Raw genomic sequence first — 20732 nt, forward strand, 5'->3', positions numbered from 1 at the left:
TTGGCTGACAAGAATCAGGCTTCGGCAGCCTTGGCCTTGGCAGCCGCTTCCTTGATCAGCGTCTGCAGTTCGCCGTTGGCAAACATCTCGGTCATGATGTCACTGCCGCCGACCAGCTCACCGGCCACCCACAATTGTGGGAAGGTTGGCCAGTTGGCGTACTTCGGCAGGTTGGCGCGAATTTCCGGGTTTTGCAGGATGTCCACGTAAGCGAACTTCTCGCCGCAACCCATTACAGCTTGCGCCGCTTTGGCGGAGAAGCCGCACTGCGGGGCATTGGGCGAGCCTTTCATGTAAAGCAGAATGGTGTTGTTGGCAATCTGCTCTTTGATTGTTTCGATGATATCCATGGAGCACCTCGGCTGAACTTTCCGACGCGGTTGTCGGCACGGTGACGCATTGTATCGGAAAGCCGAGCGTGGCGCTCGGCCTTGCCAACATCCCCCTTCGCTCACCGTCCAGGGGCAAATTTAGCGCAACTGGAGCCGTCCGGAGGGCCACGCTTGAGTGAGCAGATACCTTGCGCCGGATATGCGAATGAGCAGCTAGCCGGTGCGGTTATGCACTCAACAGCGTGAGCAGCGTTTGCCAAGCCGCTGGCAGGCAGTGTAAAACCTTGTGGCGTACACAAAAAAGCTGTTCCCCATTGGGTTATCGCAGATTCGGCAGTGCCGATGTTGCAGCCCCTCTTGGTAAGACGCGACATTTAATTATAGTATTGCGTCTCCCCCTAATTTCGTCGCCACGTGCGGCTTTCGCCGCAGGTCTCACCCGTTTTTCCAAAAACCGGCTTTAGATGATCTGCGGTCTGTTGCAAAAAGGTAGTCAATGATGAACGCAAGGCACTTTCTCTCCCTGATGGACTGCACCCCCGACGAACTGCTCGGTGTGCTCCGTCGTGGCATCGAGCTGAAGGACCTGCGTAACCGAGGCGTGTTGTTCGAACCCCTGAAGAACCGCGTACTGGGGATGATCTTCGAGAAGTCTTCGACCCGCACCCGCCTGTCATTCGAGGCTGGCATGATCCAGCTCGGCGGCCAGGCCATCTTCCTCTCGCCGCGCGACACCCAGCTGGGTCGCGGTGAGCCGATCAGCGACTGCGCCATCGTCATGTCGCGCATGCTGGATGCGGTGATGATCCGTACCTTCGCCCACAGCACGCTGACCGAGTTCGCCGCCAATTCGCGGGTACCGGTGATCAACGGCCTGTCCGATGACCTGCACCCTTGCCAACTGCTGGCCGACATGCAGACATTCCTCGAACACCGCGGCTCGATCCAGGGCAAAACCGTGGCCTGGATCGGCGACGGCAACAACATGTGCAACAGCTATATAGAAGCCGCCATCCAGTTCGACTTCCAACTGCGCATCGCCTGCCCGGAAGACTACGAGCCGAACCCTCAATTCGTCGCCCAGGCCGGAGACCGCGTCACGATCGTCCGTGATCCGAAGGAGGCTGTGCGGGGCGCCCATCTGGTGAGCACCGATGTCTGGACTTCCATGGGGCAGGAGGAGGAAACTGCACGGCGTCTGAAGACGTTCGCGCCTTACCAGGTAACGCGCGAGCTGCTCGACCTCGCTGCCCCCGATGTGTTGTTCATGCATTGCCTGCCCGCTCACCGCGGCGAGGAAATCAGCATGGACCTTCTCGACGACCCGCGCTCGGTCGCTTGGGACCAGGCGGAAAACCGTCTGCACGCACAGAAGGCGCTTCTTGAATTCCTTGTTGAACCGGCTTACCACCACGCATGAGTCAACCTTTACTGCTCAACCTTCGCAACCTGGCCTGTGGGTACCAAGGCCAGCGCGTTGTCCAGAACCTCAACCTGCACCTGAACGCCGGCGATATCGGTTGTTTGCTCGGCTCTTCCGGGTGCGGGAAAACCACCACGCTACGCGCCATCGCCGGCTTTGAGCCCGTGCATGAGGGCGAGATACAGCTGGCCGGCGAAGTCATCTCCAAAGCAGGGTTCACCCTCGCGCCAGAAAAACGCCGAATCGGCATGGTGTTCCAGGACTATGCACTGTTCCCTCACCTCACCGTGGCGCAGAACATTGCATTCGGCATTGGCAAACACCCACAACAGCAACACGTGGTCGAGGAAATGCTCGAGCTGGTCAAGCTCGGTGGTCTGGGCCAACGTTACCCTCATGAGCTTTCTGGTGGCCAACAGCAACGGGTTGCCCTGGCCCGCGCCTTGGCGCCCGAGCCACAACTGCTGCTGCTTGACGAGCCGTTCTCGAACCTTGATGTCGAACTGCGTCGACGCCTCAGCCATGAAGTGCGTGACATTCTAAAGAGCCGTGGTACCAGCGCGATCCTGGTTACCCACGATCAGGAAGAAGCCTTTGCGGTCAGCGACCATGTCGGTGTGTTCAAGGAAGGTCGACTGGAACAGTGGGATACGCCCTACAACCTGTACCATGAGCCCCTGACCCCCTTCGTGGCCAGCTTCATTGGCCAGGGCTACTTCATTCGCGGTCAACTGACCAGCCCGGAGTCGGTACAGACTGAACTCGGCGAGCTCTGCGGAAATCGCGCCTACACCATGGCCATTGGCAGCGCAGTGGATGTACTGCTGCGGCCAGACGATATCGTCTATGCACCTGACAGCGAGCTCAAGGCACGCATTGTCGGCAAGAGCTTCCTCGGCGCGTCCACGCTGTATCGCCTGCAACTGGCAACCGGCAGCCAGCTCGAAGCGATATTCCCCAGCCACATCGACCATTTGCCTGGCAGCGAAGTCGGTATCGTGGTTGCGGCAGACCACCTGGTACTGTTTCCGGCACCCGGCAGCGTTGCCGCACAACTCCAGCCAGGCGACAACGGCGTGCGTCGTTACAGCCCGGCCGCTTGATAGCCAGGGGCGGGCTTGCTCGCCCCACACGCCTTATCGATCCACACAGCTGCTATCAGTCGCGGGCGATCTCGGCAAAGCTTGCCTGCGTGTGGGTCGCCAATACGTCAGCCGCCAACTCAACCTCCAGGCCACGCCGCCCGGCACTGACAAAAATCGTCGGCAGCGGCTGTGCAGACTGATCAATGAACGTGCGCAAGCGCTTCTTCTGACCCAGCGGGCTGATGCCCCCCAACAGATAACCCGTGGCACGCTGAGCAGCAGCGGGGTCGGCCATCTCGCACTTCTTCACCCCGGCAGCATGGGCCAGGGCCTTGAGGTCCAGGGAACCTGCCACCGGCACCACCGCCACCAGCAACTCGCCCTTTTCACTGCAGGCCAATAGCGTCTTGAACACCCGCGCGGGCTCCAACCCCAACTTCTCCGCAGCCTCCAGCCCATAAGAAGCCGCTTTGGGGTCATGTTCGTAACTGTGTACGCGATGTTCGGCACGAACCTTTTTCAATAGATCGAGAGCGGGGGTCATGCGGACTCCTGGCAGGCCGTAAAGACAAATTTCGTCGGCTACTTTAGGACAAAACCCACAGAGCAGCTACACAGGGGGCTACATCACGTCCAAGCACAGCCCTTGCAGCGTCCAGCACCATCCTGCAAACCAATAGTCAGATTGTGAATGGCCGTTCACTTTCGACCTTTGACATAAGCGTTCTCTTGTCTATATTTTTTCGATTTTGAATATAAGCCAACACCCCCAAAGCCCCTTCCAGCAGAAATTGGGGAATTTCTGCCGGAGCATGTCGAGCGCCAAAGCGCCTCACAACAACAAGAACCGAGGTAACGAATGACCATTGCCCAGCAACAACCGACACTTTCCAGCCAGTGCATGGCCGAGTTCCTGGGAACAGCCTTGTTCATATTTTTTGGCACGGGATGCGTTGCAGCGCTCAAGGTCGCCGGCGCCAGCTTCGGATTGTGGGAGATCAGCATCATCTGGGGCATTGGCGTGAGCATGGCAATCTACCTGACCGCCGGCATCTCCGGCGCTCACCTCAACCCTGCGGTCAGCATTGCCCTGTGCCTGTTCGCAGGTTTTGAAAAACACAAACTGGCGTTCTACATCGTCGCCCAGATCGCCGGTGCTTTCTGCGGCGCTGCGCTGGTGTACACGCTCTACAGCACGCTGTTCTTCGATTACGAACAAACCCATCAGATGCTGCGCGGCACCCAAGGCAGCCTTGAGCTGGCCGCCGTGTTCTCGACCTATCCGCACCCGGCGCTCTCTACCGGCCAGGCTTTCCTGGTTGAGGTGATCATTACCGCCATCCTGATGGCGGTGATCATGGCCCTTACTGACGACAACAACGGCTTGCCACGCGGCGCGCTGGCACCCGTACTGATCGGCCTGCTGATCGCAGTGATCGGCAGCGCGATGGGCCCGCTGACCGGTTTTGCGATGAACCCCGCACGCGATTTCGGGCCTAAACTGATGACCTACCTTACGGGCTGGGGACCCATCGCCTTCACCGGTGGCCGTGAGGTGCCCTATTTTCTGATCCCGGTAATTGCGCCGATCATAGGGGCAAGCCTTGGTGCCGCCCTGTACCGCGGCGTGTTCGCCCGCAACCTGCCCTCTGCAGCGAACATGACCGTCCAGACCGACGACAACCCTCAGGGCAAGACCCAGGCATCCTGATGCCGGGCCAGCGGGCCAACGCCCGCCCTACCCTGACTCCACCTTATTTAGTGCAAGGCCAACGACATGACAGACACCCATAACAAGAACTACATCATTGCCCTGGACCAGGGCACGACCAGTTCGCGGGCCATCATTTTCGACCGGGACGCCAACGTGGTCGGCACCTCGCAGCGCGAGTTCGCACAGCACTACCCTCAGGCTGGCTGGGTCGAGCACGACCCCATGGAGATCTTCGCCACCCAGAGCGCAACCATGGTCGAGGCGCTGGCCCAGGCAGGCCTGAGCCATGATCAAGTGGCGGCCATCGGCATCACCAACCAGCGCGAAACCACCGTGGTCTGGGACAAGGAAACCGGTCGGCCGATCTACAACGCCATCGTCTGGCAGTGCCGACGCAGCACCGAAATTTGCGAACAGCTCAAGCGCGATGGCCTGCAGGACTACATTCGCGAAACCACAGGCCTGGTGACCGACCCCTACTTTTCCGGCACCAAGCTCAAATGGATCCTCGACAACGTCGAGGGTGCCCGCGAGCGCGCTGAAAAAGGCGACCTGTTGTTCGGCACAATCGATACCTGGCTGATCTGGAAATTCTCCGGCGGCAAGGTTCACGTCACCGACTACACCAACGCCTCGCGCACCCTGCTCTTCAACATCCACACCCTGGCGTGGGACGAGAAGATGCTGCAAGTCCTGGGCATTCCTCGCCAAATGCTGCCTGAGGTTCGCGCCTCCTCCGAGGTATACGGGCACACCAAAAGCGGTATCGCCATTGCGGGCATCGCCGGCGACCAGCAGGCCGCACTGTTCGGCCAGATGTGCGTGGACGCCGGGCAGGCAAAAAACACCTATGGCACCGGCTGCTTTCTGCTGATGAACACCGGAACAAAGGCCGTCACGTCGTCTCACGGCCTGCTCACCACCATCGCCTGCGGCCCTCGCGGCGAAGTGGCTTACGCCCTGGAAGGCGCCGTATTCAACGGTGGCTCCACCGTACAGTGGCTGCGTGACGAACTGAAAATCATCAATGACGCCCACGACACCGAGTACTTCGCCAGCAAGGTCAAGGACAGCAACGGGGTCTACCTGGTGCCAGCGTTCACCGGCCTTGGCGCCCCTTACTGGGACCCCTATGCCCGCGGCGCGCTGTTCGGCCTGACCCGAGGCGTCAAGGTTGACCACATTATCCGAGCGGCCCTGGAGTCGATTGCCTACCAGACCCGGGACGTACTCGACGCCATGCAACAGGATTGCGGCGAACGCCTGAGCGCCCTTCGCGTCGATGGCGGTGCAGTCGCCAACAACTTCCTGATGCAATTCCAGGCCGATATTCTCGGCACCTGCGTTGAGCGCCCACAGATGCGCGAAACCACCGCCCTCGGTGCTGCTTACCTCGCCGGCCTGGCATGCGGCTTCTGGAGTAGCCTGGACGAACTGCGCGGCAAAGCGATCATCGAACGCACGTTCACCCCGCAACTGGATGAAGTGCAGAAAGAAAAACTGTATGCCGGCTGGCTGAAAGCCGTAGACCGCACCCGTGACTGGGAACCGCACGACGAGAACTGAAACCACCGCAGTGCCCCTTGAAGGCAGCGCGAAAACGCTGGGCGTCGGCTTTGCCGGCGCCAAGGCCGCAGGTCAATGCAAGGCGTTGTGCCATCCTCCGGGCTGGTCGTAGGAGATTTCCTCCGGCATCATGGAGAAATTTGCCCGGCCGCCCAAAGGACAGCCCATGAACCTGCCTCCTCGTCAGCAGCAAATCCTCGAACTGGTCCGCGAACGCGGCTATGTCAGCATCGAGGAAATGGCCCAACTGTTCGTCGTGACGCCGCAAACCATTCGGCGGGACATCAATCAACTGGCCGAAGTCAACCTGCTGCGCCGTTACCATGGCGGCGCCGCCTACGACTCCAGCATCGAAAACACCGCCTACGCGATGCGCGCCGATCAGATGCGCGACGAAAAACAACGCATCGCCGAAGCTGTCGCAGCGCAAATTCCCGACCATGCGTCCGCTATTCATCAACATTGGTACCACCACCGAGTCCATTGCGCGCGCGCTGCTCAATCACAACCACCTGAAAATAATCACCAATAACCTTCACGTGGCCTCGATCCTGAGTGCAAAAGACGATTTCGAAGTGCTGCTGGCCGGTGGCAACGTACGCCGCGACGGCGGTGTGGTCGGCCAAGCCAGTGTCGACTTCATCAACCAGTTCAAGGTCGACTTCGCCCTGGTCGGCATCAGCGGCATCGATGAAGATGGCAGCCTGTTGGACTTCGACTACCAGGAAGTGCGTGTATCCCAGGCCATCATTGCCAATGCACGGCAGGTCATCCTGGCCGCCGACTCCAGCAAGTTCGGGCGCAACGCGATGGTACGCCTGGGATCAATCAGCCTGGTGGACTGCCTGGTCACCGATCAGCAGCCCGTCGCCGCACTGACTCAGTTGCTCAACCAGCAGAAGATCCGCCTGGAAGTCGTCTAGCCCCTCCCCTCACGGCTGCCGCCAGCGACAGCCGCTCATCATGTTCGTTATTTTTCATTTAGACCTATAGATCAGCATTTTCTATCAAGTCCGGCTAGCGGCGGCTATGCCATTGCGCTAATATTTTCGAAAATGAACATCAATGTTCACATTCAAATTCAGGAGCCGCCCGTGTCCCTCTCCCGCCAAGCGCCCACTACCCTCGATGAAACCTATGACATCGCCGTGATCGGCGGCGGTATCAATGGCGCAGGGATTGCCGCAGATGCAGCAGGGCGCGGGCTGTCCGTGTTGCTTTGCGAAAAAGACGACCTGGCCAGCCATACCTCGTCTGCCAGCAGCAAGTTGATCCATGGTGGCCTGCGCTATCTGGAGCATTATGAGTTTCGCTTGGTACGCGAAGCATTGGCAGAACGCGAAGTACTGCTGGCCAAGGCCCCGCACATCGTCAAGCCGATGCGTTTCGTACTGCCTCACCGCCCTCACCTGCGCCCGGCCTGGATGATTCGCGCGGGCCTGTTCCTCTACGACCACCTGGGTAAACGCAAACGCCTCGGTGCATCGCGTAGCCTGCGCTTCGGCCCGAGCAGCCCGCTTAAGCCGGTGATCACCCGTGGTTTCGAGTATGCCGACTGTGCAGTAGATGACGCCCGCCTGGTGGTACTCAACGCCATGGCGGCCCGGGAAAACGGCGCACACATCCTGACCCATACCCGCTGCCTCGGCGCTGATCGCGTCAACGGCCTGTGGCGTGTACAAATCGAGCGTGCCGACGGCACCCAACAGACGATCCAGGCCAGGGCACTGGTCAATGCCGCAGGCCCTTGGGTTGCAACGTTCATCAAGGATGACCTGAAGCTCGATACCTCCTACGGGATTCGCCTGATCCAAGGCAGCCACCTGATTGTGCCGAAGCTGTACGAAGGCGAGCACGCCTACATCCTGCAGAATGAAGACCAGCGCATTGTGTTTGCCATTCCGTATCTGGAGCGCTTCACCCTGATTGGCACGACAGACCGCGAGTACAATGGCGATCCCGACAAGGTGGTCATCACCGAGGCGGAAACCGACTACATGCTCAAGGTGGTCAATGACCACTTCAAACACCCGTTAAGCCGTGCCGATATCGTCAACAGTTACTCTGGTGTTCGTCCGCTGTGCAATGACGAGTCGGACAATCCATCGGCCATCACACGCGATTACACCCTGTCCCTTTCAGCCGAGGCTGAACAAGCGCCTTTGTTGTCGGTGTTTGGCGGCAAACTGACCACTTACCGCAAGCTCGCCGAGTCGGCCATGCGTGAGCTGGCGCCATTCTTCACGCAAATGAAAGGCAGTTGGACTGCCACCGCCCCACTGCCAGGCGGCGAAGACATGAGCACACCCAAGGCGCTGAGCGAGAGCATCCAGGCCCGATACGACTGGCTGCCAAGTGCCATCGCTCAACGCTGGGCATTGACCTACGGCAGCCGCGTCTGGCGCCTGCTCGAAGGCGTCCAGGGTCCCGAAGACTTGGGCGAAGCCATGGGTGGGGGATTGTTCGCCCGCGAGGTGGATTACCTGTGCAGCGAAGAGTGGGCTACCAGCGCCGAGGATATTCTCTGGCGGCGAACCAAGCTTGGGCTGTTCACCAGCCCAGCCGAGCAAGAGAAACTAAAGCAGTACCTGCTCCGCGTCGCACTGAACCGCAGCAAGTCCGAAGCGGCCTGAGCCGTTTGACTCACAGGTGACAGCGCATAAAAAATCCGACACCAGAATCTGGTATCGGATTTCCGAGAGGCCCGCTCACGCTCATGTGCCGAACCAAACGGCACTAAGCCTGAGCGGAACTTTTCGCCCGGATGAGACGAACCTAAACGGTTACGTTCGCCCGACTCAGGTCAAGCCTTGCGCCAGCCGTGTCCATTCTCGGCATCTTCGTCGTCATCATCACCGCCGTTGCTGGATTCAACGAAATACTGCTTCATTGCTGTGCTCATGATGCACTCCTTGTAAGTTCTCTGGCTCCGTTGCCAGCAAGGTCATACTGCTTTCTCGGCATTACCGGGAGCAGCAGGCAATGTTTCCGGGCGCCCGCCGTTTGCGGGATCAACCGATCTCAACAACCCCGCCCTCTGGAAATCAACACCTGCACACGTACGTTTGCCACCCTAAAAGCGTTCGGCCTTCCGAACGCGCCACATGACGATGTTCGGCAAGCCGTACGAATAAGCGCCATCAAAAACCGAAAAATCAAATTAATATTCAATAAAATCATAGCGTTACAATAGATTCCGGGGCTTGGCACGACTCATGCTCTACACTCAGTACCCGAATGCGCAAACCGCTTGATTGCAGTGTTCGCTGAACGAATGAGCCCAGCAAAGGCTCCATAAAAAAAACAACGTCGAGGAAATTTTGATGCGTATCGTTCCCCACCTGTTGGGCGCCGCTATCGCGGCCGCTTTGATCAGCACGCCAGTATTTGCCGCCGATCTGACCGGCACGCTGAAGAAAATCAAGGAATCGGGCACCATTACCCTGGGGCACCGCGACGCTTCCATTCCGTTCTCCTACATCGCTGACGCATCGGGCAAACCAGTCGGTTATGCACACGACATCCAGCTGGCAATCGTCGAGGCCCTCAAGAAGGACCTGGACGCACCAAACCTTCAGGTCAAATACAACCTGGTGACCTCGCAAACCCGTATTCCGCTGGTGCAGAACGGCACAGTGGACGTCGAGTGCGGTTCGACCACCAACAACGTCGAACGCCAGCAACAGGTCGACTTCTCGGTCGGCATCTTCGAGATCGGCACCCGCCTGCTGACGAAAAAGGATTCCAAGTACAAGGACTTCCCGGACCTGGCCGGCAAGAACGTGGTCACCACCGCCGGCACCACCTCCGAGCGCATTCTCAAGGCGATGAACGCCGATAAGCAGATGAAGATGAACGTCATCTCGGCCAAGGACCACGGTGAGTCCTTCCAGATGCTCGAGTCCGGTCGTGCCGTTGCCTTCATGATGGATGACGCCCTGCTCGCTGGCGAAATGGCCAAGGCCAAGAAGCCAACCGACTGGGAAGTGACCGGCACCCCGCAGTCCTATGAGATCTACGGTTGCATGGTGCGCAAAGGCGATGCGCCCTTCAAGAAAGCCGTCGATGACGCGATCGTTGCACTCTACAAATCAGGCGAGATCAACAAGATCTACGATAAATGGTTCCAGCAGCCAATTCCGCCAAAAGGCCTGAACCTGATGTTCCCGATGAGCGACGAGCTCAAGGCGCTGATCGCCAACCCCACTGACAAAGCTGCAGACGAAAAGAAGTCCTGATCCCAGGCAGTGACTAACCTTTCATCCGAGGGCGCCCTGTGCGCACTCGGATGCTCGAAGGTGCCCGTGAAACAACTGATCTGAGGGGAGACCCCGATGAATTACAACTGGGACTGGGGCGTTTTTTTCAAGTCCACCGGCGTAGGCAGCGAGATCTATCTCGACTGGTTCATCTCCGGGCTAGGCTGGACCGTCGGCATTGCCGCCGCCGCCTGGGTCATTGCGCTGTTGCTGGGTTCGGTACTCGGCGTCATGCGCACCGTCCCGAACCGTCTGGTATCGGGTATTGCCACGGCCTACGTGGAACTTTTTCGTAACGTACCGCTGCTGGTGCAACTGTTCATATGGTACTTCCTGATACCGGACATGCTGCCCGAAGGCCTGCAAGAGTGGTACAAGCAAGACCTCAATCCGACCACCTCGGCCTTCATCAGCGTGGTGATCTGCCTGGGTCTGTTTACGGCTGCACGGGTCTGCGAGCAAGTCCGTACCGGCATCCAGGCGCTGCCACGAGGCCAGGAGTCCGCCGCGCGCGCCATGGGCTTCAGCCTGCCGCAGATCTACTGGAACGTACTGCTGCCGCAAGCGTATCGGATCATCATTCCGCCGCTCACCTCGGAATTCCTGAACGTGTTCAAGAACTCCTCGGTGGCCTCGCTGATCGGCCTGATGGAATTGCTGGCACAGACCAAGCAGACCGCCGAGTTCTCCGCAAACCTGTTTGAAGCCTTCACCCTGGCCACCCTGATCTACTTCACCCTGAACATGAGCCTGATGCTGCTCATGCGTCTGATCGAGAAGAAAGTCGCCGTGCCTGGCCTGATCTCCGTGGGAGGTAAATGATGGACTTCAGTGGAATCATTCCCGCCCTGCCGGCCCTCTGGAACGGCATGCTGATGACCCTGCAACTCATGGTCCTGGGGGTCATTGGCGGTATTGCCCTGGGTACCGTGCTGGCGCTGATGCGCTTGTCCTCCAACAAGCTGCTGGCCAATCTCGCGGGTGCCTACGTCAACTACTTCCGCTCCATTCCGCTGCTGCTGGTCATCACCTGGTTCTACCTGGCGGTACCGTTCGTGCTGCGCTGGATTACCGGCGAAGACACACCCGTCGGGGCGTTCACCTCGTGCCTGATCGCGTTCATGATGTTCGAGGCGGCGTACTTCTGTGAGATCGTTCGTGCCGGCGTGCAGTCGATCGCCAAAGGCCAGATGGGCGCGGCTCAGGCACTGGGCATGACCTACGGTCAAACCATGCGCCTGATCATCCTGCCTCAGGCCTTTCGCAAGATGACCCCACTGCTGCTGCAACAGAGCATTATCCTGTTTCAAGACACCTCGCTGGTCTACACCGTCGGCCTGGTAGATTTCCTCAACTCCGCACGTGCCAGCGGCGACATCATCGGGCAATCCAACGAGTTTCTGTTGTTCGCCGGTGCCGTGTACTTCGTTATCAGCTTCTCCGCCTCCTTCCTGGTCAAGCGTCTGCAGAAAAGGTTAACCGTATGATCTCTATCAAGAACGTCAACAAGTGGTACGGCGACTTCCAGGTACTGACCGACTGCAGCACCGAAGTCAAAAAAGGCGAAGTGGTCGTGGTCTGCGGCCCGTCGGGCTCGGGTAAATCGACCCTGATCAAATGCGTCAACGCACTGGAGCCGTTCCAGAAAGGCGACATCATTGTCGACGGCACCTCGATTGCCGATCCGAAGACCAACCTGCCGAAACTGCGTTCGCGAGTGGGCATGGTGTTCCAGCATTTCGAGCTGTTTCCCCACTTGACCATCACCGAGAACCTGACCATTGCCCAGCGCAAGGTGCTAGGCCGCAGTGAAGCCGAAGCGACCAAGAAAGGCCTGGCCTTGCTGGACCGCGTTGGCCTCAGTGCCCATGCGAAAAAGCACCCGGGGCAACTCTCAGGTGGTCAACAGCAGCGTGTGGCAATTGCCCGCGCGCTGTCGATGGACCCGATCGTCATGCTGTTCGACGAACCGACTTCGGCACTGGACCCTGAGATGGTCAACGAAGTACTGGACGTCATGGTTGAGCTGGCACACGAAGGCATGACCATGATGTGCGTTACCCACGAAATGGGGTTCGCTCGCAAGGTCGCCAACCGGGTGATTTTCATGGACCAGGGCCGGATCATCGAAGACTGCCAGAAAGAGGAGTTCTTCGGTAATACCGATGCGCGCCATGAGCGTACACAGCACTTCCTCAGCAAGATCCTGCAACACTAATGCACCACTGCCGCCTGTCCGGTGTTCGCCGGGCAGGCGGCGCTGGTCGTACCAAGGCCACTGTGATGAAATGCGACCCTACGCTCTTTCGCCCAGCCAAGCCTGCACTTGCCGTGAAACCCCGTCTGATCCGTCACCTGTTTCTGCCGCCACTGATCCTCCTGCTGATGATCGGCCTGGGCGTGGCCGGCTTTCTGATCAGCGAACACAACGGCATACGCACCTTGAGCGAAACAGGCGAACGCCAGCTTGAGCTGCATGCGCGAGCGGTCGAGAGCGAAATCAGCAAGTACACCTACCTGCCAAGCTTGCTGGAGTTGGAGCAGAGTGTCTCAAGCCTGCTGAACGAAACGGATGGCGAACATCGCCAGGCCGTCAATGAATACCTCGAGGGCCTGAACCGACGCAGCCGCAGCCGGGCGATCTATGTCCTGGACACCAGCGGCCGGGTACAGGCCACGAGCAACTGGCGCGATGTCGACAGCTACCTGGGCGAAGACCTGTCCTTCCGTGCCTACTTCCAGGATGCCGTGCGCGGCCAGCCTGGACGTTTCTATGGCATTGGCAGCACCACGGGCGAACCCGGCTATTACCTGGCACACGGCCTGGAAGAGCATGGCAAGATCATTGGCGTTGCAGTCATCAAGGTGCGCCTTGAAGCCCTCGAAGAACGCTGGCAACGGGCACGTCTGGAAGCCTTCGTCAGCGATGAGAATGGCATCATCATCCTCTCCAGCGACCCTGCACGGCGTCTGAAGTCAGTACGACCACTGACACCGGAAACCAAGGAGCGCCTGGCGCGCAGCCTGCAATACTACTGGTGGCCACTCAACGAACTGCAGCCGCTGTCGCGCGAGAAACTGGGCGACGGCGTGGAGAAGCTGAGTTTCCCGGCCAATGCCGAGCTCGGTGACAGCCACCATGAAGTCGCCTACCTGGCCCAGACTCGCCGCCTGAGTGATACCCCCTGGCACTTTACCCTGCTGACACCACTGCAGGACCTGCGCCGCGAGTCCATCGTTCAGGGGGTACTGGCGGCCGTGGCTTTCGCACTGCTGGCCATCCTCCTGATTGCCTGGAACGAGCGGCGTAAAGTTATCGCCACGCGCTTGGCCGCCAGAGAAGCCCTGGAAGAAGCCAATAGCCAACTGGAGCGCAAGATCGCCGAACGAACAGCCGATCTGCGCGCCAGTAATGAACGCCTCAAGGGCCAGATCCGTGAACGGCGCCATGCCGAGCAGACACTGCGCCATGCTCAGGACGAACTGGTTCAGGCTGGCAAGCTGGCGGCCATCGGCCAGATGTCTACCAGCATCGCTCATGAACTCAACCAGCCGCTGGCGGCATTACGCACACTGTCCGGCAACACCGTTCGCTTCCTCGAACGCGGCGCGCTGGAAACAGCCAGTACCAACCTGCTGACCATGAACGACCTGATCGATCGCATGGGCCGCATCACCGCCAGCCTGCGCTCATTTGCACGACGTGGTGATGACGGCGGCCAAGCCTCCTTGAGCAAAGCGGTGGAGGCCAGCCTGCAGGTACTCGGCAACCGTATCGCGAGCAGCCAGTTGCAGGTGCACAACGCGTTCGACGATCAGCAACTGGCCATCGACCAGACGCGGCTGGAGCAAATTCTGGTCAACCTGATCGGCAACGCCCTCGATGCCATGGCCGCGCAGCCCCAACCACAGCTATGGCTGGAAGGCGAACTGCTGAATGACAAGTACCGTCTGCGTGTACGCGATAATGGTCATGGCATTGACGATGAAACACGTAAGCACCTGTTTGAACCTTTTTTCACCACCAAACCCGGAGAGCACGGCCTGGGCCTGGGCCTGACCTTGTCCGCCAGCCTTGCCGCCGCTGCCGGCGGCAGCCTGAGTGTCGAACATCCCGCCAGTGGCGGTACCGCGTTCATCCTCAGCCTGCCCCTGGTGTCCGCCGCCTCAGAACCTGCCGAGTCCTTATGAACCAAGCGCCACTTACCGTCCTGATCGTCGAAGATGACCCGCATGTGTTGCTCGGCTGCCAGCAGGCATTGGCACTGGAGGACATCGCCAGTGAGGGTGTCGGCAGCGCTGAAGAAGCACTGCAGCGGATCGGCGATGACTTCGCGGGAATCGTCGTCAGTGACATTCGCCTGCCTGGCATCGACGGCCTGGAGTTGCTCAGTCGACTCAAAGCCCGCGACCCTAGCCTGCCGGTGGTACTGATCACAGGTCACGGCGACATCAATATGGCGGTGGGCGCCATGCGCAATGGCGCCTATGACTTCATGGAAAAGCCCTTCTCGCCAGAACGTTTGGTCGACGTGGTGCGTCGCGCCCTCGAACAGCGTGGCCTGGCCCGCGAAGTGTTTGCCCTGCGTCGTCAGCTGGCCGAGCAAAGCACCCTGGAAGGCCGGATCATCGGCCGCTCGCCGGCCATGCAGGAGCTGCGTGAGCTGATTGCCAACGTCGCCGACACCTCGGCCAACGTGCTGATCGAAGGTGAAACAGGTACCGGCAAGGAATTGGTGGCGCGCTGCCTGCACGACTTCAGCCGACGCCAGGGTCAACCGTTCGTTGCACTCAATTGCGGTGGCCTGCCAGAGAACCTGTTTGAAAGCGAAATCTTCGGCCATGAGGCCAATGCCTTCACCGGGGCCGGCAAACGCCGGATCGGCAAGATCGAACACGCCAATGGTGGAACGCTGTTCCTCGATGAAGTCGAAAGCATGCCGATCAACCTGCAGATCAAACTGCTGCGAGTCCTTCAGGAACGCACCCTGGAGCGCTTGGGCTCGAACCAGAGCATCGCGGTCGACTGCCGGGTAATTGCCGCCACCAAAGCCGACCTCGACGCCCTCGGCCAATCCGGCCAGTTCCGCAGCGACCTGTACTACCGCTTGAACGTGGTGACGCTGGAACTCCCACCGCTGCGCGAGCGCCGTGAAGACATCCTGCAGTTGTTCGAGCACTTCCTGCTGCTGGCATCATTGCGCTTTGATCGCGAAGTACCAGCGCTCGACAGCCAGACCCTGTCACGCCTGATGGCGCACGATTGGCCGGGCAATGTCCGCGAACTGCGCAACGTTGCAGAGCGCTATGCCTTGGGCCTGCCGGCCTTCAAGAAAGCCGGTTCCAGCCCTGCACAGGGCCTGGGTTTTTCCGAAGCTGTCGAAGCCTTTGAACGCAACCTGCTCAGCGACGCCCTGCAACGCACCGGTGGCAACCTCAGCCAGGCCAGCCAGGAATTGGGCATGGCCAAAACCACGCTGTTCGACAAGGTCAAGAAATACGGCCTGGCCTGATGCCCGGGCGTGATGCCACTGGATAGAGAATCAACGTGGACCTGCTACTCAAAGCCTGCCTCGGCGCTGCTGTCGTGGTGATACTCGCGGCCCTGGCCAAAACCCGCAACTACTACATCGCCGGGCTCGTCCCGCTGTTCCCCACCTTCGCCCTGATCGCCCACTACATTGTCGGCAAGGGCCGCTCCGTGGACGATCTGAAGACCACCATCCTGTTTGGCATGTGGTCGATCATCCCCTACTTCCTCTACCTCGCCGCACTCTACCTGCTGGTAGACCGCCTGCGCCTTGAAGCCTCACTGGCCCTGGCCGCTGTCGCCTGGCTGATCGCGGCAACGGTACTGGTAAGCGTCTGGGTACGCTTTCACTAAAGCTGAGCCCAGTGGCTGAGGTCTTCGCGATGCTGACGCAGGTAAGGCAATACGGCCTCAAGCAAAGGCGCCTTGAACGGCTCCTGAAAGCGGTGCGCCAAGCCGGGAATCAAGCGTAACTGGCTGCCCTGAATATGCGCGGCCAGGTGCACACCATGCATCACCGGCAACAGCGGATCAGCCGTGCCATGCACCACCAGTGCCGGCAGCCGCAAACGGTTGAGCAGTTCGACACGGCTGGGTTCGGCTAGGATTGCCATGATCTGCCGCTTGACCCCATCAGGGTTGAACGCACGGTCGTAGGATGCCGCGGCCTGTTGCAACAACACCTGCCGGTCGTCCATCACCTGCGGGCTGCCCAAGGCGGCAAGCAGGTCGGCTTGCTGCTCAATGGCTGCATCCCGGTTCGGTGCTCCACGCCGGGCCAGTTGCTCCACCAGTGCCGGGTTCGGCGCAGGCAACCCGGAAGCGCCGGAACTGGACATGATCAGCGTCAGGCTTTCTACCCGCTGCGGCGCGAGGTCAGCCAGGTGTTGAGCGATCATCCCGCCCATGCTCACACCCAGAACATGAAAGCGCCTGACCTGCAACGCGTCCATCAACCCCAGGCCATCTTCGGCCATGTCCGTCAGGGTATAAGGCGCCGACACCGGCAGCCCGAGTTTGTAGCGCAGTACTTCGTAGGTCAGGTTGGCGCCGACCGGTGGTTGATTCCAGGCCGACAACCCAACGTCGCGGTTGTCGTAGCGAATGACCCGAAAGCCTTGCTCGCACAGCGCAGCCACCACCTCATCCGGCCAATGGATAAGTTGCCCGCCCAGGCCCATGACCAACAACAGCGCAGGGTCGGAGCGACGCCCAATACTTTGATAAGCCAGGCTGACCTGCGCCAGTTCGACCCGCTCAGTTGGCACGTTGACGTCACAGCGTGACGCGGCGAACGCAGGTGCACCGCACAGCAGTGCTACAAAAAAGAAAAATGCCCGCATGACAGAAACACCAGAATGCAAATCCCCAGTAGAGCGCGAGTCTGATGACTTTCATTCGGGCGCGCTGCCACAAAACAGTGACCGTTTCATGACAATCGCCAAATGGTCAGACCTGCGGCGAACGCCGCAGGCCCATTGCCTTATGCAAGCTGGCTGCGCAACTGCCGTGCCGCCGCCACCATGTTCACCAAGGCTGCTTCGGTCTCCGGCCAGGCACGCGTCTTCAGGCCGCAATCCGGGTTCACCCAGAGGCGCTCGGCCGGAATACGCGTGGCGGCCTTGCTGATGAGCTTGACCATCTCGGCGGTGTCCGGCACCCGTGGTGAGTGAATGTCATAGACACCGGGGCCAATGTCATTGGGGTAGTCGAACGCTTCAAAGGCCTCCAACAGCTCCATGTCCGAGCGCGATGTCTCAATGGTGATGACATCGGCGTCCATTGCCGCAATGGCCTCAATCACATCATTGAACTCGCTGTAGCACATGTGGGTATGAATCTGGGTATCGTCACGCACCCCGCTGGAACACAGCCGGAAGGCCTCCACCGCCCAGTCCAGATAGCCCTGCCATTGAGCCTGGCGCAATGGCAAACCCTCACGGAAAGCCGCCTCATCGATCTGAACGATCTTGATGCCAGCCTTTTCCAGATCCTGCACTTCATCGCGAATCGCCAACGCCAGTTGCTGCGCCTGAACCTTGCGCGAGACATCTTCACGCGGGAAGGACCACATCAACATGGTGACCGGGCCTGTCAGCATGCCTTTCATGACCTTGTCGGTCTGACGCTGAGCGTACGCGATCCAAGCCACCGTCATGGCTTGCGGCCGGCTCAGGTCGCCGTAAATGATCGCCGGTTTGACGCAACGCGAACCATAGCTCTGCACCCAGCCGAAACGGGTGAATACATAGCCATCCAGTTGCTCGGCAAAATACTCGACCATGTCGTTACGTTCGGCTTCACCATGCACCAGCACGTCCAGCCCCAGGCGCTCTTGCACCTTTACCGCATGACGAATTTCGCTGTGCATGGCATCGGTGTAGTCGCTGGCCGACAGCTTGCCTTGCTTATAGGCCTGACGTGCCAGACGAATCGCCGACGTCTGCGGAAACGAGCCAATGGTGGTGGTCGGGAAGGCAGGCAGCTTCAATCGCTGCCGCTGCGCTTCGATACGCTGGGCGAAAGGTGACTGACGCTGACTGTCGCGAGCACTCACCGCAGCAACCCGCGCCTGAACCTGCGGTTTGTGAATACGTGACGATTGCGCCCGGCTGTGTTTTACCGCGCGACTGTTGCTCAAGGCGGCCTGCACGTCAGCGTCCTGCAGGTTGTTCAGCGCCTTGGCCAATACAGAAATCTCACTGCATTTCTGCACGGCAAAAGCCAGCCAGCCTTTCAGTTCGGCATCGAGCTTGTCCTCACGCGCCAGGTCCACCGGGCTGTGCAACAGTGAGCAGGAGCCGGCGACCCAGAGGTTGCTGCCAAAGCGCTGACGCGCCTGCTGCAGTTGCTCCAGCGCCTGGTCCAGGTCGCAACGCCAGACGTTACGGCCATTGACCACGCCCAACGACAGCACCTTGTAGCTCGGCAGACGATCAAGCACTGCCGGGAGTTGCTCCGGCGCACGTACCAGGTCGACATGCAGGCCATCCACCGGCAGGCTGACGGCCAGCCCCAGGTTGTCCTCCAGGGCCCCAAAGTACGTCGCAACCAGCTTTTTCAGAGGGGAATACTGAAGAATGTGATAGGCCCGCTCAAAGGCACTCTTCCACGCCTGCGGCAGATCCAGGCACAGGATTGGCTCATCGATCTGCACCCACTCCACGCCTTGCCGAGCCAGGCGGCTGAGAATCTCACCGTACACGGGCAGCAGTCGCTCAAGCAGGTCGAGCTTGTCGAAGCCCTCGCCCTTGGCCTTGCCAAGCCACAAGTAGGTCAGTGGGCCGATCAGCACCGGCTTGACCGCATGGCCCAGCGCTTGCGCTTCAGCGACCTCATCGAACAATTGTTCCCAACTGAGCAGGAAACGCTGATCGGCACTGAACTCTGGCACCAGGTAGTGATAATTGGTATCGAACCACTTGGTCAGTTCCTGAGCGTACTGGGCTTGCCCCTGCGAACTAGTGCAGCAGGTCGTTGCACCACGCGCCATGGCAAACACGGTATCGAGGGTTGGCAGACCGTCATCGCCCCTGGTCGCGGCAAAGCGCTCAGGAATGGCGCCGAAGGCTACCGAGTGCGCCAGTACCTGGTCGTACCAGGCGAAATCACCGACCGGCAGCAGTTCGATACCCGCCTCTTTCTGAACCTGCCAATGGCGTGCGCGCAACTCACGGCCAACCGCCAACAGCCCTGCCTGATCCAGGTCGCCCTTCCAATAGGCCTCCAGGGCTTTTTTCAATTCACGGTCAGCGCCGATGCGCGGAAAACCAAGGTTGTGGGCCAGTGCCATGACAAAATGTGCTCCCTGTAAAAGATGACGCTATTGTCGACAGCCGAGGCAACTTGAGACAAACTCAATAAATTCGTGTTCATCTCAAAGTTTACTCATGGAGCCTTCCGGTGCTTGAAATTCGTCACCTGAAAACCCTGCACGCCTTGCGCGAGGCCGACAGCCTGGTAGAGGCAGCAGAACGCCTGCACCTGACCCAATCGGCGCTGTCGCATCAATTCAAGGAGCTGGAAGAGCGCCTGGGTATGCAGCTGTTCATGCGCAAGACCAAACCCCTGCGCTTCACCAGTGCCGGCCTGCGCCTGCTGCAGTTGGCCGACGCCACCCTGCCCTTGCTGCGCAGCGCCGAACGCGATATTGCGCGTTTGGCCGGCGGTACTGCAGGGCGCCTGCATATGGCCATCGAATGCCATAGCTGCTTTCAGTGGCTGATGCCGACCATCGACCAGTTCCGCGATGCCTGGCCGGAGGTCGAACTTGACCTGGCCTCGGGTTTCGCCTTTGCACCGCTGCCCGCACTGGCACGTGGTGACCTGGACCTGGTGGTGACCTCCGACCCACTGGAGTTGGCCGGGATCACCTATGTTCCGCTGTTCACTTACGAGGCCATGCTGGCCGTCGCCAATCAGCACCCTCTGGCGGGCAAGAGCTATGTCGTACCCGAAGACCTGTCCAGCGAAACCCTGATTACCTACCCGGTGGAGCGCGACCGCCTGGATATCTTCACCCGTTTCCTGGAGCCGGCCGACATCGAGCCCGCACAGGTGCGTACCGCGGAGCTGACGGTGATGATGATGCAGTTGGTCGCGAGCGGCCGCGGCGTCTGCGGCATGCCACATTGGGCGCTGCACGAGTACAGCTCACGTGGTTATGTGAAGGGCAAGCGTCTGGGCGAGAAAGGCCTGTTCGCCACGCTGTACGCGGCGGTACGTACCGATATGCTCGACGCCCCGTACATGCGCGACTTCCTGCTGACCGCCAAGGACACCTCCTTCTCCACGCTCGACGGCGTCAGCGCGGTGCGTTGAAG

Annotated in this window: 17 protein-coding genes and 1 pseudogene; 14 read left to right on the top strand and 4 right to left on the bottom strand. The window is 59.8% G+C overall.

The window, feature by feature from the left end:
- Nucleotides 1-14 precede the first annotated feature (14 nt).
- Nucleotides 15-350, bottom strand: coding sequence for a Grx4 family monothiol glutaredoxin (grxD, locus tag ACZ9H3_RS10360; RefSeq protein ID WP_065759319.1), 336 nt, complete (start codon nucleotides 348-350; stop codon nucleotides 15-17).
- A gap of 481 nt (nucleotides 351-831) precedes the next feature.
- On the opposite strand from grxD, the gene argF reads away from it, so the two are divergent.
- Nucleotides 832-1752 (top strand): ornithine carbamoyltransferase, encoded by a 921-nt coding sequence (gene argF / locus ACZ9H3_RS10365; protein ID WP_065759320.1) that lies wholly within the window; start codon nucleotides 832-834, stop codon nucleotides 1750-1752.
- On the top strand, nucleotides 1749-2858 hold the full coding sequence (locus ACZ9H3_RS10370; RefSeq protein WP_099775618.1) for an ABC transporter ATP-binding protein: 1110 nt from the start codon (nucleotides 1749-1751) through the stop codon (nucleotides 2856-2858). Before argF ends, ACZ9H3_RS10370 begins: the two co-directional genes overlap by 4 nt.
- A gap of 55 nt (nucleotides 2859-2913) precedes the next feature.
- On the opposite strand, the gene ybaK is transcribed toward ACZ9H3_RS10370, so the two are convergent.
- Nucleotides 2914-3384, bottom strand: a complete 471-nt coding sequence (gene ybaK / locus ACZ9H3_RS10375) for a Cys-tRNA(Pro) deacylase (protein WP_065759322.1) — start codon at nucleotides 3382-3384, stop codon at nucleotides 2914-2916.
- A 315-nt stretch (nucleotides 3385-3699) separates the two neighbouring features.
- On the opposite strand from ybaK, the gene ACZ9H3_RS10380 reads away from it, so the two are divergent.
- The 11 genes and pseudogenes from ACZ9H3_RS10380 to ACZ9H3_RS10430 all read left to right on the top strand — a co-directional run bounded on the left by ACZ9H3_RS10380 (nucleotide 3700) and on the right by ACZ9H3_RS10430 (nucleotide 16263).
- The gene (locus ACZ9H3_RS10380) at nucleotides 3700-4551 is read left to right on the top strand and encodes an MIP/aquaporin family protein (RefSeq protein WP_102053775.1); all 852 of its coding nucleotides are present in this window, start codon (nucleotides 3700-3702) and stop codon (nucleotides 4549-4551) included.
- 66 nt (nucleotides 4552-4617) lie between these two features.
- Nucleotides 4618-6120, top strand: a complete 1503-nt coding sequence (glpK, locus tag ACZ9H3_RS10385) for a glycerol kinase GlpK (protein ID WP_065759324.1) — start codon at nucleotides 4618-4620, stop codon at nucleotides 6118-6120.
- Nucleotides 6121-6286: 166 nt separating this feature from the next.
- Nucleotides 6287-7043 (top strand): annotated as a pseudogene (gene glpR, locus ACZ9H3_RS10390) (DNA-binding transcriptional repressor GlpR).
- Between the two features lie 132 nt (nucleotides 7044-7175).
- Nucleotides 7176-8753, top strand: coding sequence for a glycerol-3-phosphate dehydrogenase (glpD, locus tag ACZ9H3_RS10395; RefSeq protein ID WP_476220646.1), 1578 nt, complete (start codon nucleotides 7176-7178; stop codon nucleotides 8751-8753).
- 690 nt (nucleotides 8754-9443) lie between these two features.
- A complete protein-coding gene (locus ACZ9H3_RS10400) occupies nucleotides 9444-10358 on the top strand; it encodes a glutamate/aspartate ABC transporter substrate-binding protein (RefSeq protein WP_065759327.1) in 915 nt (304 codons plus the stop codon).
- Between the two features lie 96 nt (nucleotides 10359-10454).
- Nucleotides 10455-11201, top strand: a complete 747-nt coding sequence (locus ACZ9H3_RS10405; RefSeq protein WP_102053773.1) for an amino acid ABC transporter permease — start codon at nucleotides 10455-10457, stop codon at nucleotides 11199-11201.
- Nucleotides 11198-11866 (top strand): amino acid ABC transporter permease, encoded by a 669-nt coding sequence (locus ACZ9H3_RS10410; RefSeq protein WP_102053772.1) that lies wholly within the window; start codon nucleotides 11198-11200, stop codon nucleotides 11864-11866. Before ACZ9H3_RS10405 ends, ACZ9H3_RS10410 begins: the two co-directional genes overlap by 4 nt.
- A complete protein-coding gene (locus ACZ9H3_RS10415) occupies nucleotides 11863-12597 on the top strand; it encodes an amino acid ABC transporter ATP-binding protein (RefSeq protein WP_102053771.1) in 735 nt (244 codons plus the stop codon). The genes ACZ9H3_RS10410 and ACZ9H3_RS10415 overlap by 4 nt, the downstream gene beginning before the upstream one ends.
- 65 nt (nucleotides 12598-12662) lie before the next feature.
- On the top strand, nucleotides 12663-14570 hold the full coding sequence (gene aauS / locus ACZ9H3_RS10420) for a two-component sensor histidine kinase AauS (protein ID WP_454240058.1): 1908 nt from the start codon (nucleotides 12663-12665) through the stop codon (nucleotides 14568-14570).
- A complete protein-coding gene (gene aauR / locus ACZ9H3_RS10425) occupies nucleotides 14567-15892 on the top strand; it encodes a two-component response regulator AauR (RefSeq protein ID WP_330523164.1) in 1326 nt (441 codons plus the stop codon). Before aauS ends, aauR begins: the two co-directional genes overlap by 4 nt.
- A gap of 35 nt (nucleotides 15893-15927) precedes the next feature.
- Nucleotides 15928-16263 carry a GlpM family protein gene (locus tag ACZ9H3_RS10430; protein ID WP_476220651.1) on the top strand — a complete coding sequence of 112 codons (336 nt, stop codon included), beginning with the start codon at nucleotides 15928-15930 and terminating at the stop codon, nucleotides 16261-16263.
- Here the strand turns inward: ACZ9H3_RS10430 and ACZ9H3_RS10435 are convergent.
- The gene (locus ACZ9H3_RS10435) at nucleotides 16260-17252 is read right to left on the bottom strand and encodes an alpha/beta fold hydrolase (protein ID WP_476220653.1); all 993 of its coding nucleotides are present in this window, start codon (nucleotides 17250-17252) and stop codon (nucleotides 16260-16262) included. The two genes, ACZ9H3_RS10430 and ACZ9H3_RS10435, sit on opposite strands and share 4 nt — an antisense overlap.
- 140 nt (nucleotides 17253-17392) lie before the next feature.
- Nucleotides 17393-19702 (bottom strand): 5-methyltetrahydropteroyltriglutamate--homocysteine S-methyltransferase, encoded by a 2310-nt coding sequence (gene metE / locus ACZ9H3_RS10440; RefSeq protein ID WP_476220655.1) that lies wholly within the window; start codon nucleotides 19700-19702, stop codon nucleotides 17393-17395.
- A 110-nt stretch (nucleotides 19703-19812) separates the two neighbouring features.
- On the opposite strand from metE, the gene metR reads away from it, so the two are divergent.
- Nucleotides 19813-20730 carry a transcriptional regulator MetR gene (gene metR / locus ACZ9H3_RS10445; RefSeq protein ID WP_065759335.1) on the top strand — a complete coding sequence of 306 codons (918 nt, stop codon included), beginning with the start codon at nucleotides 19813-19815 and terminating at the stop codon, nucleotides 20728-20730.
- Nucleotides 20731-20732: the final 2 nt, after the last annotated feature.

It is taken from the genome of Pseudomonas sp. TE3910 (assembly GCF_056279025.1).

Coding starts and splice junctions, on each gene's coding strand:
- grxD (WP_065759319.1), bottom strand. CDS start 350: ATGGATATCATCGAAACAATCAAAGAGCAGATTGCCAACAACACCATT.
- argF (WP_065759320.1), top strand. CDS start 832: ATGAACGCAAGGCACTTTCTCTCCCTGATGGACTGCACCCCCGACGAA.
- ACZ9H3_RS10370 (WP_099775618.1), top strand. CDS start 1,749: ATGAGTCAACCTTTACTGCTCAACCTTCGCAACCTGGCCTGTGGGTAC.
- ybaK (WP_065759322.1), bottom strand. CDS start 3,384: ATGACCCCCGCTCTCGATCTATTGAAAAAGGTTCGTGCCGAACATCGC.
- ACZ9H3_RS10380 (WP_102053775.1), top strand. CDS start 3,700: ATGACCATTGCCCAGCAACAACCGACACTTTCCAGCCAGTGCATGGCC.
- glpK (WP_065759324.1), top strand. CDS start 4,618: ATGACAGACACCCATAACAAGAACTACATCATTGCCCTGGACCAGGGC.
- glpD (WP_476220646.1), top strand. CDS start 7,176: ATGAACATCAATGTTCACATTCAAATTCAGGAGCCGCCCGTGTCCCTC.
- ACZ9H3_RS10400 (WP_065759327.1), top strand. CDS start 9,444: ATGCGTATCGTTCCCCACCTGTTGGGCGCCGCTATCGCGGCCGCTTTG.
- ACZ9H3_RS10405 (WP_102053773.1), top strand. CDS start 10,455: ATGAATTACAACTGGGACTGGGGCGTTTTTTTCAAGTCCACCGGCGTA.
- ACZ9H3_RS10410 (WP_102053772.1), top strand. CDS start 11,198: ATGATGGACTTCAGTGGAATCATTCCCGCCCTGCCGGCCCTCTGGAAC.
- ACZ9H3_RS10415 (WP_102053771.1), top strand. CDS start 11,863: ATGATCTCTATCAAGAACGTCAACAAGTGGTACGGCGACTTCCAGGTA.
- aauS (WP_454240058.1), top strand. CDS start 12,663: ATGAAATGCGACCCTACGCTCTTTCGCCCAGCCAAGCCTGCACTTGCC.
- aauR (WP_330523164.1), top strand. CDS start 14,567: ATGAACCAAGCGCCACTTACCGTCCTGATCGTCGAAGATGACCCGCAT.
- ACZ9H3_RS10435 (WP_476220653.1), bottom strand. CDS start 17,252: ATGCGGGCATTTTTCTTTTTTGTAGCACTGCTGTGCGGTGCACCTGCG.
- metE (WP_476220655.1), bottom strand. CDS start 19,702: ATGGCACTGGCCCACAACCTTGGTTTTCCGCGCATCGGCGCTGACCGT.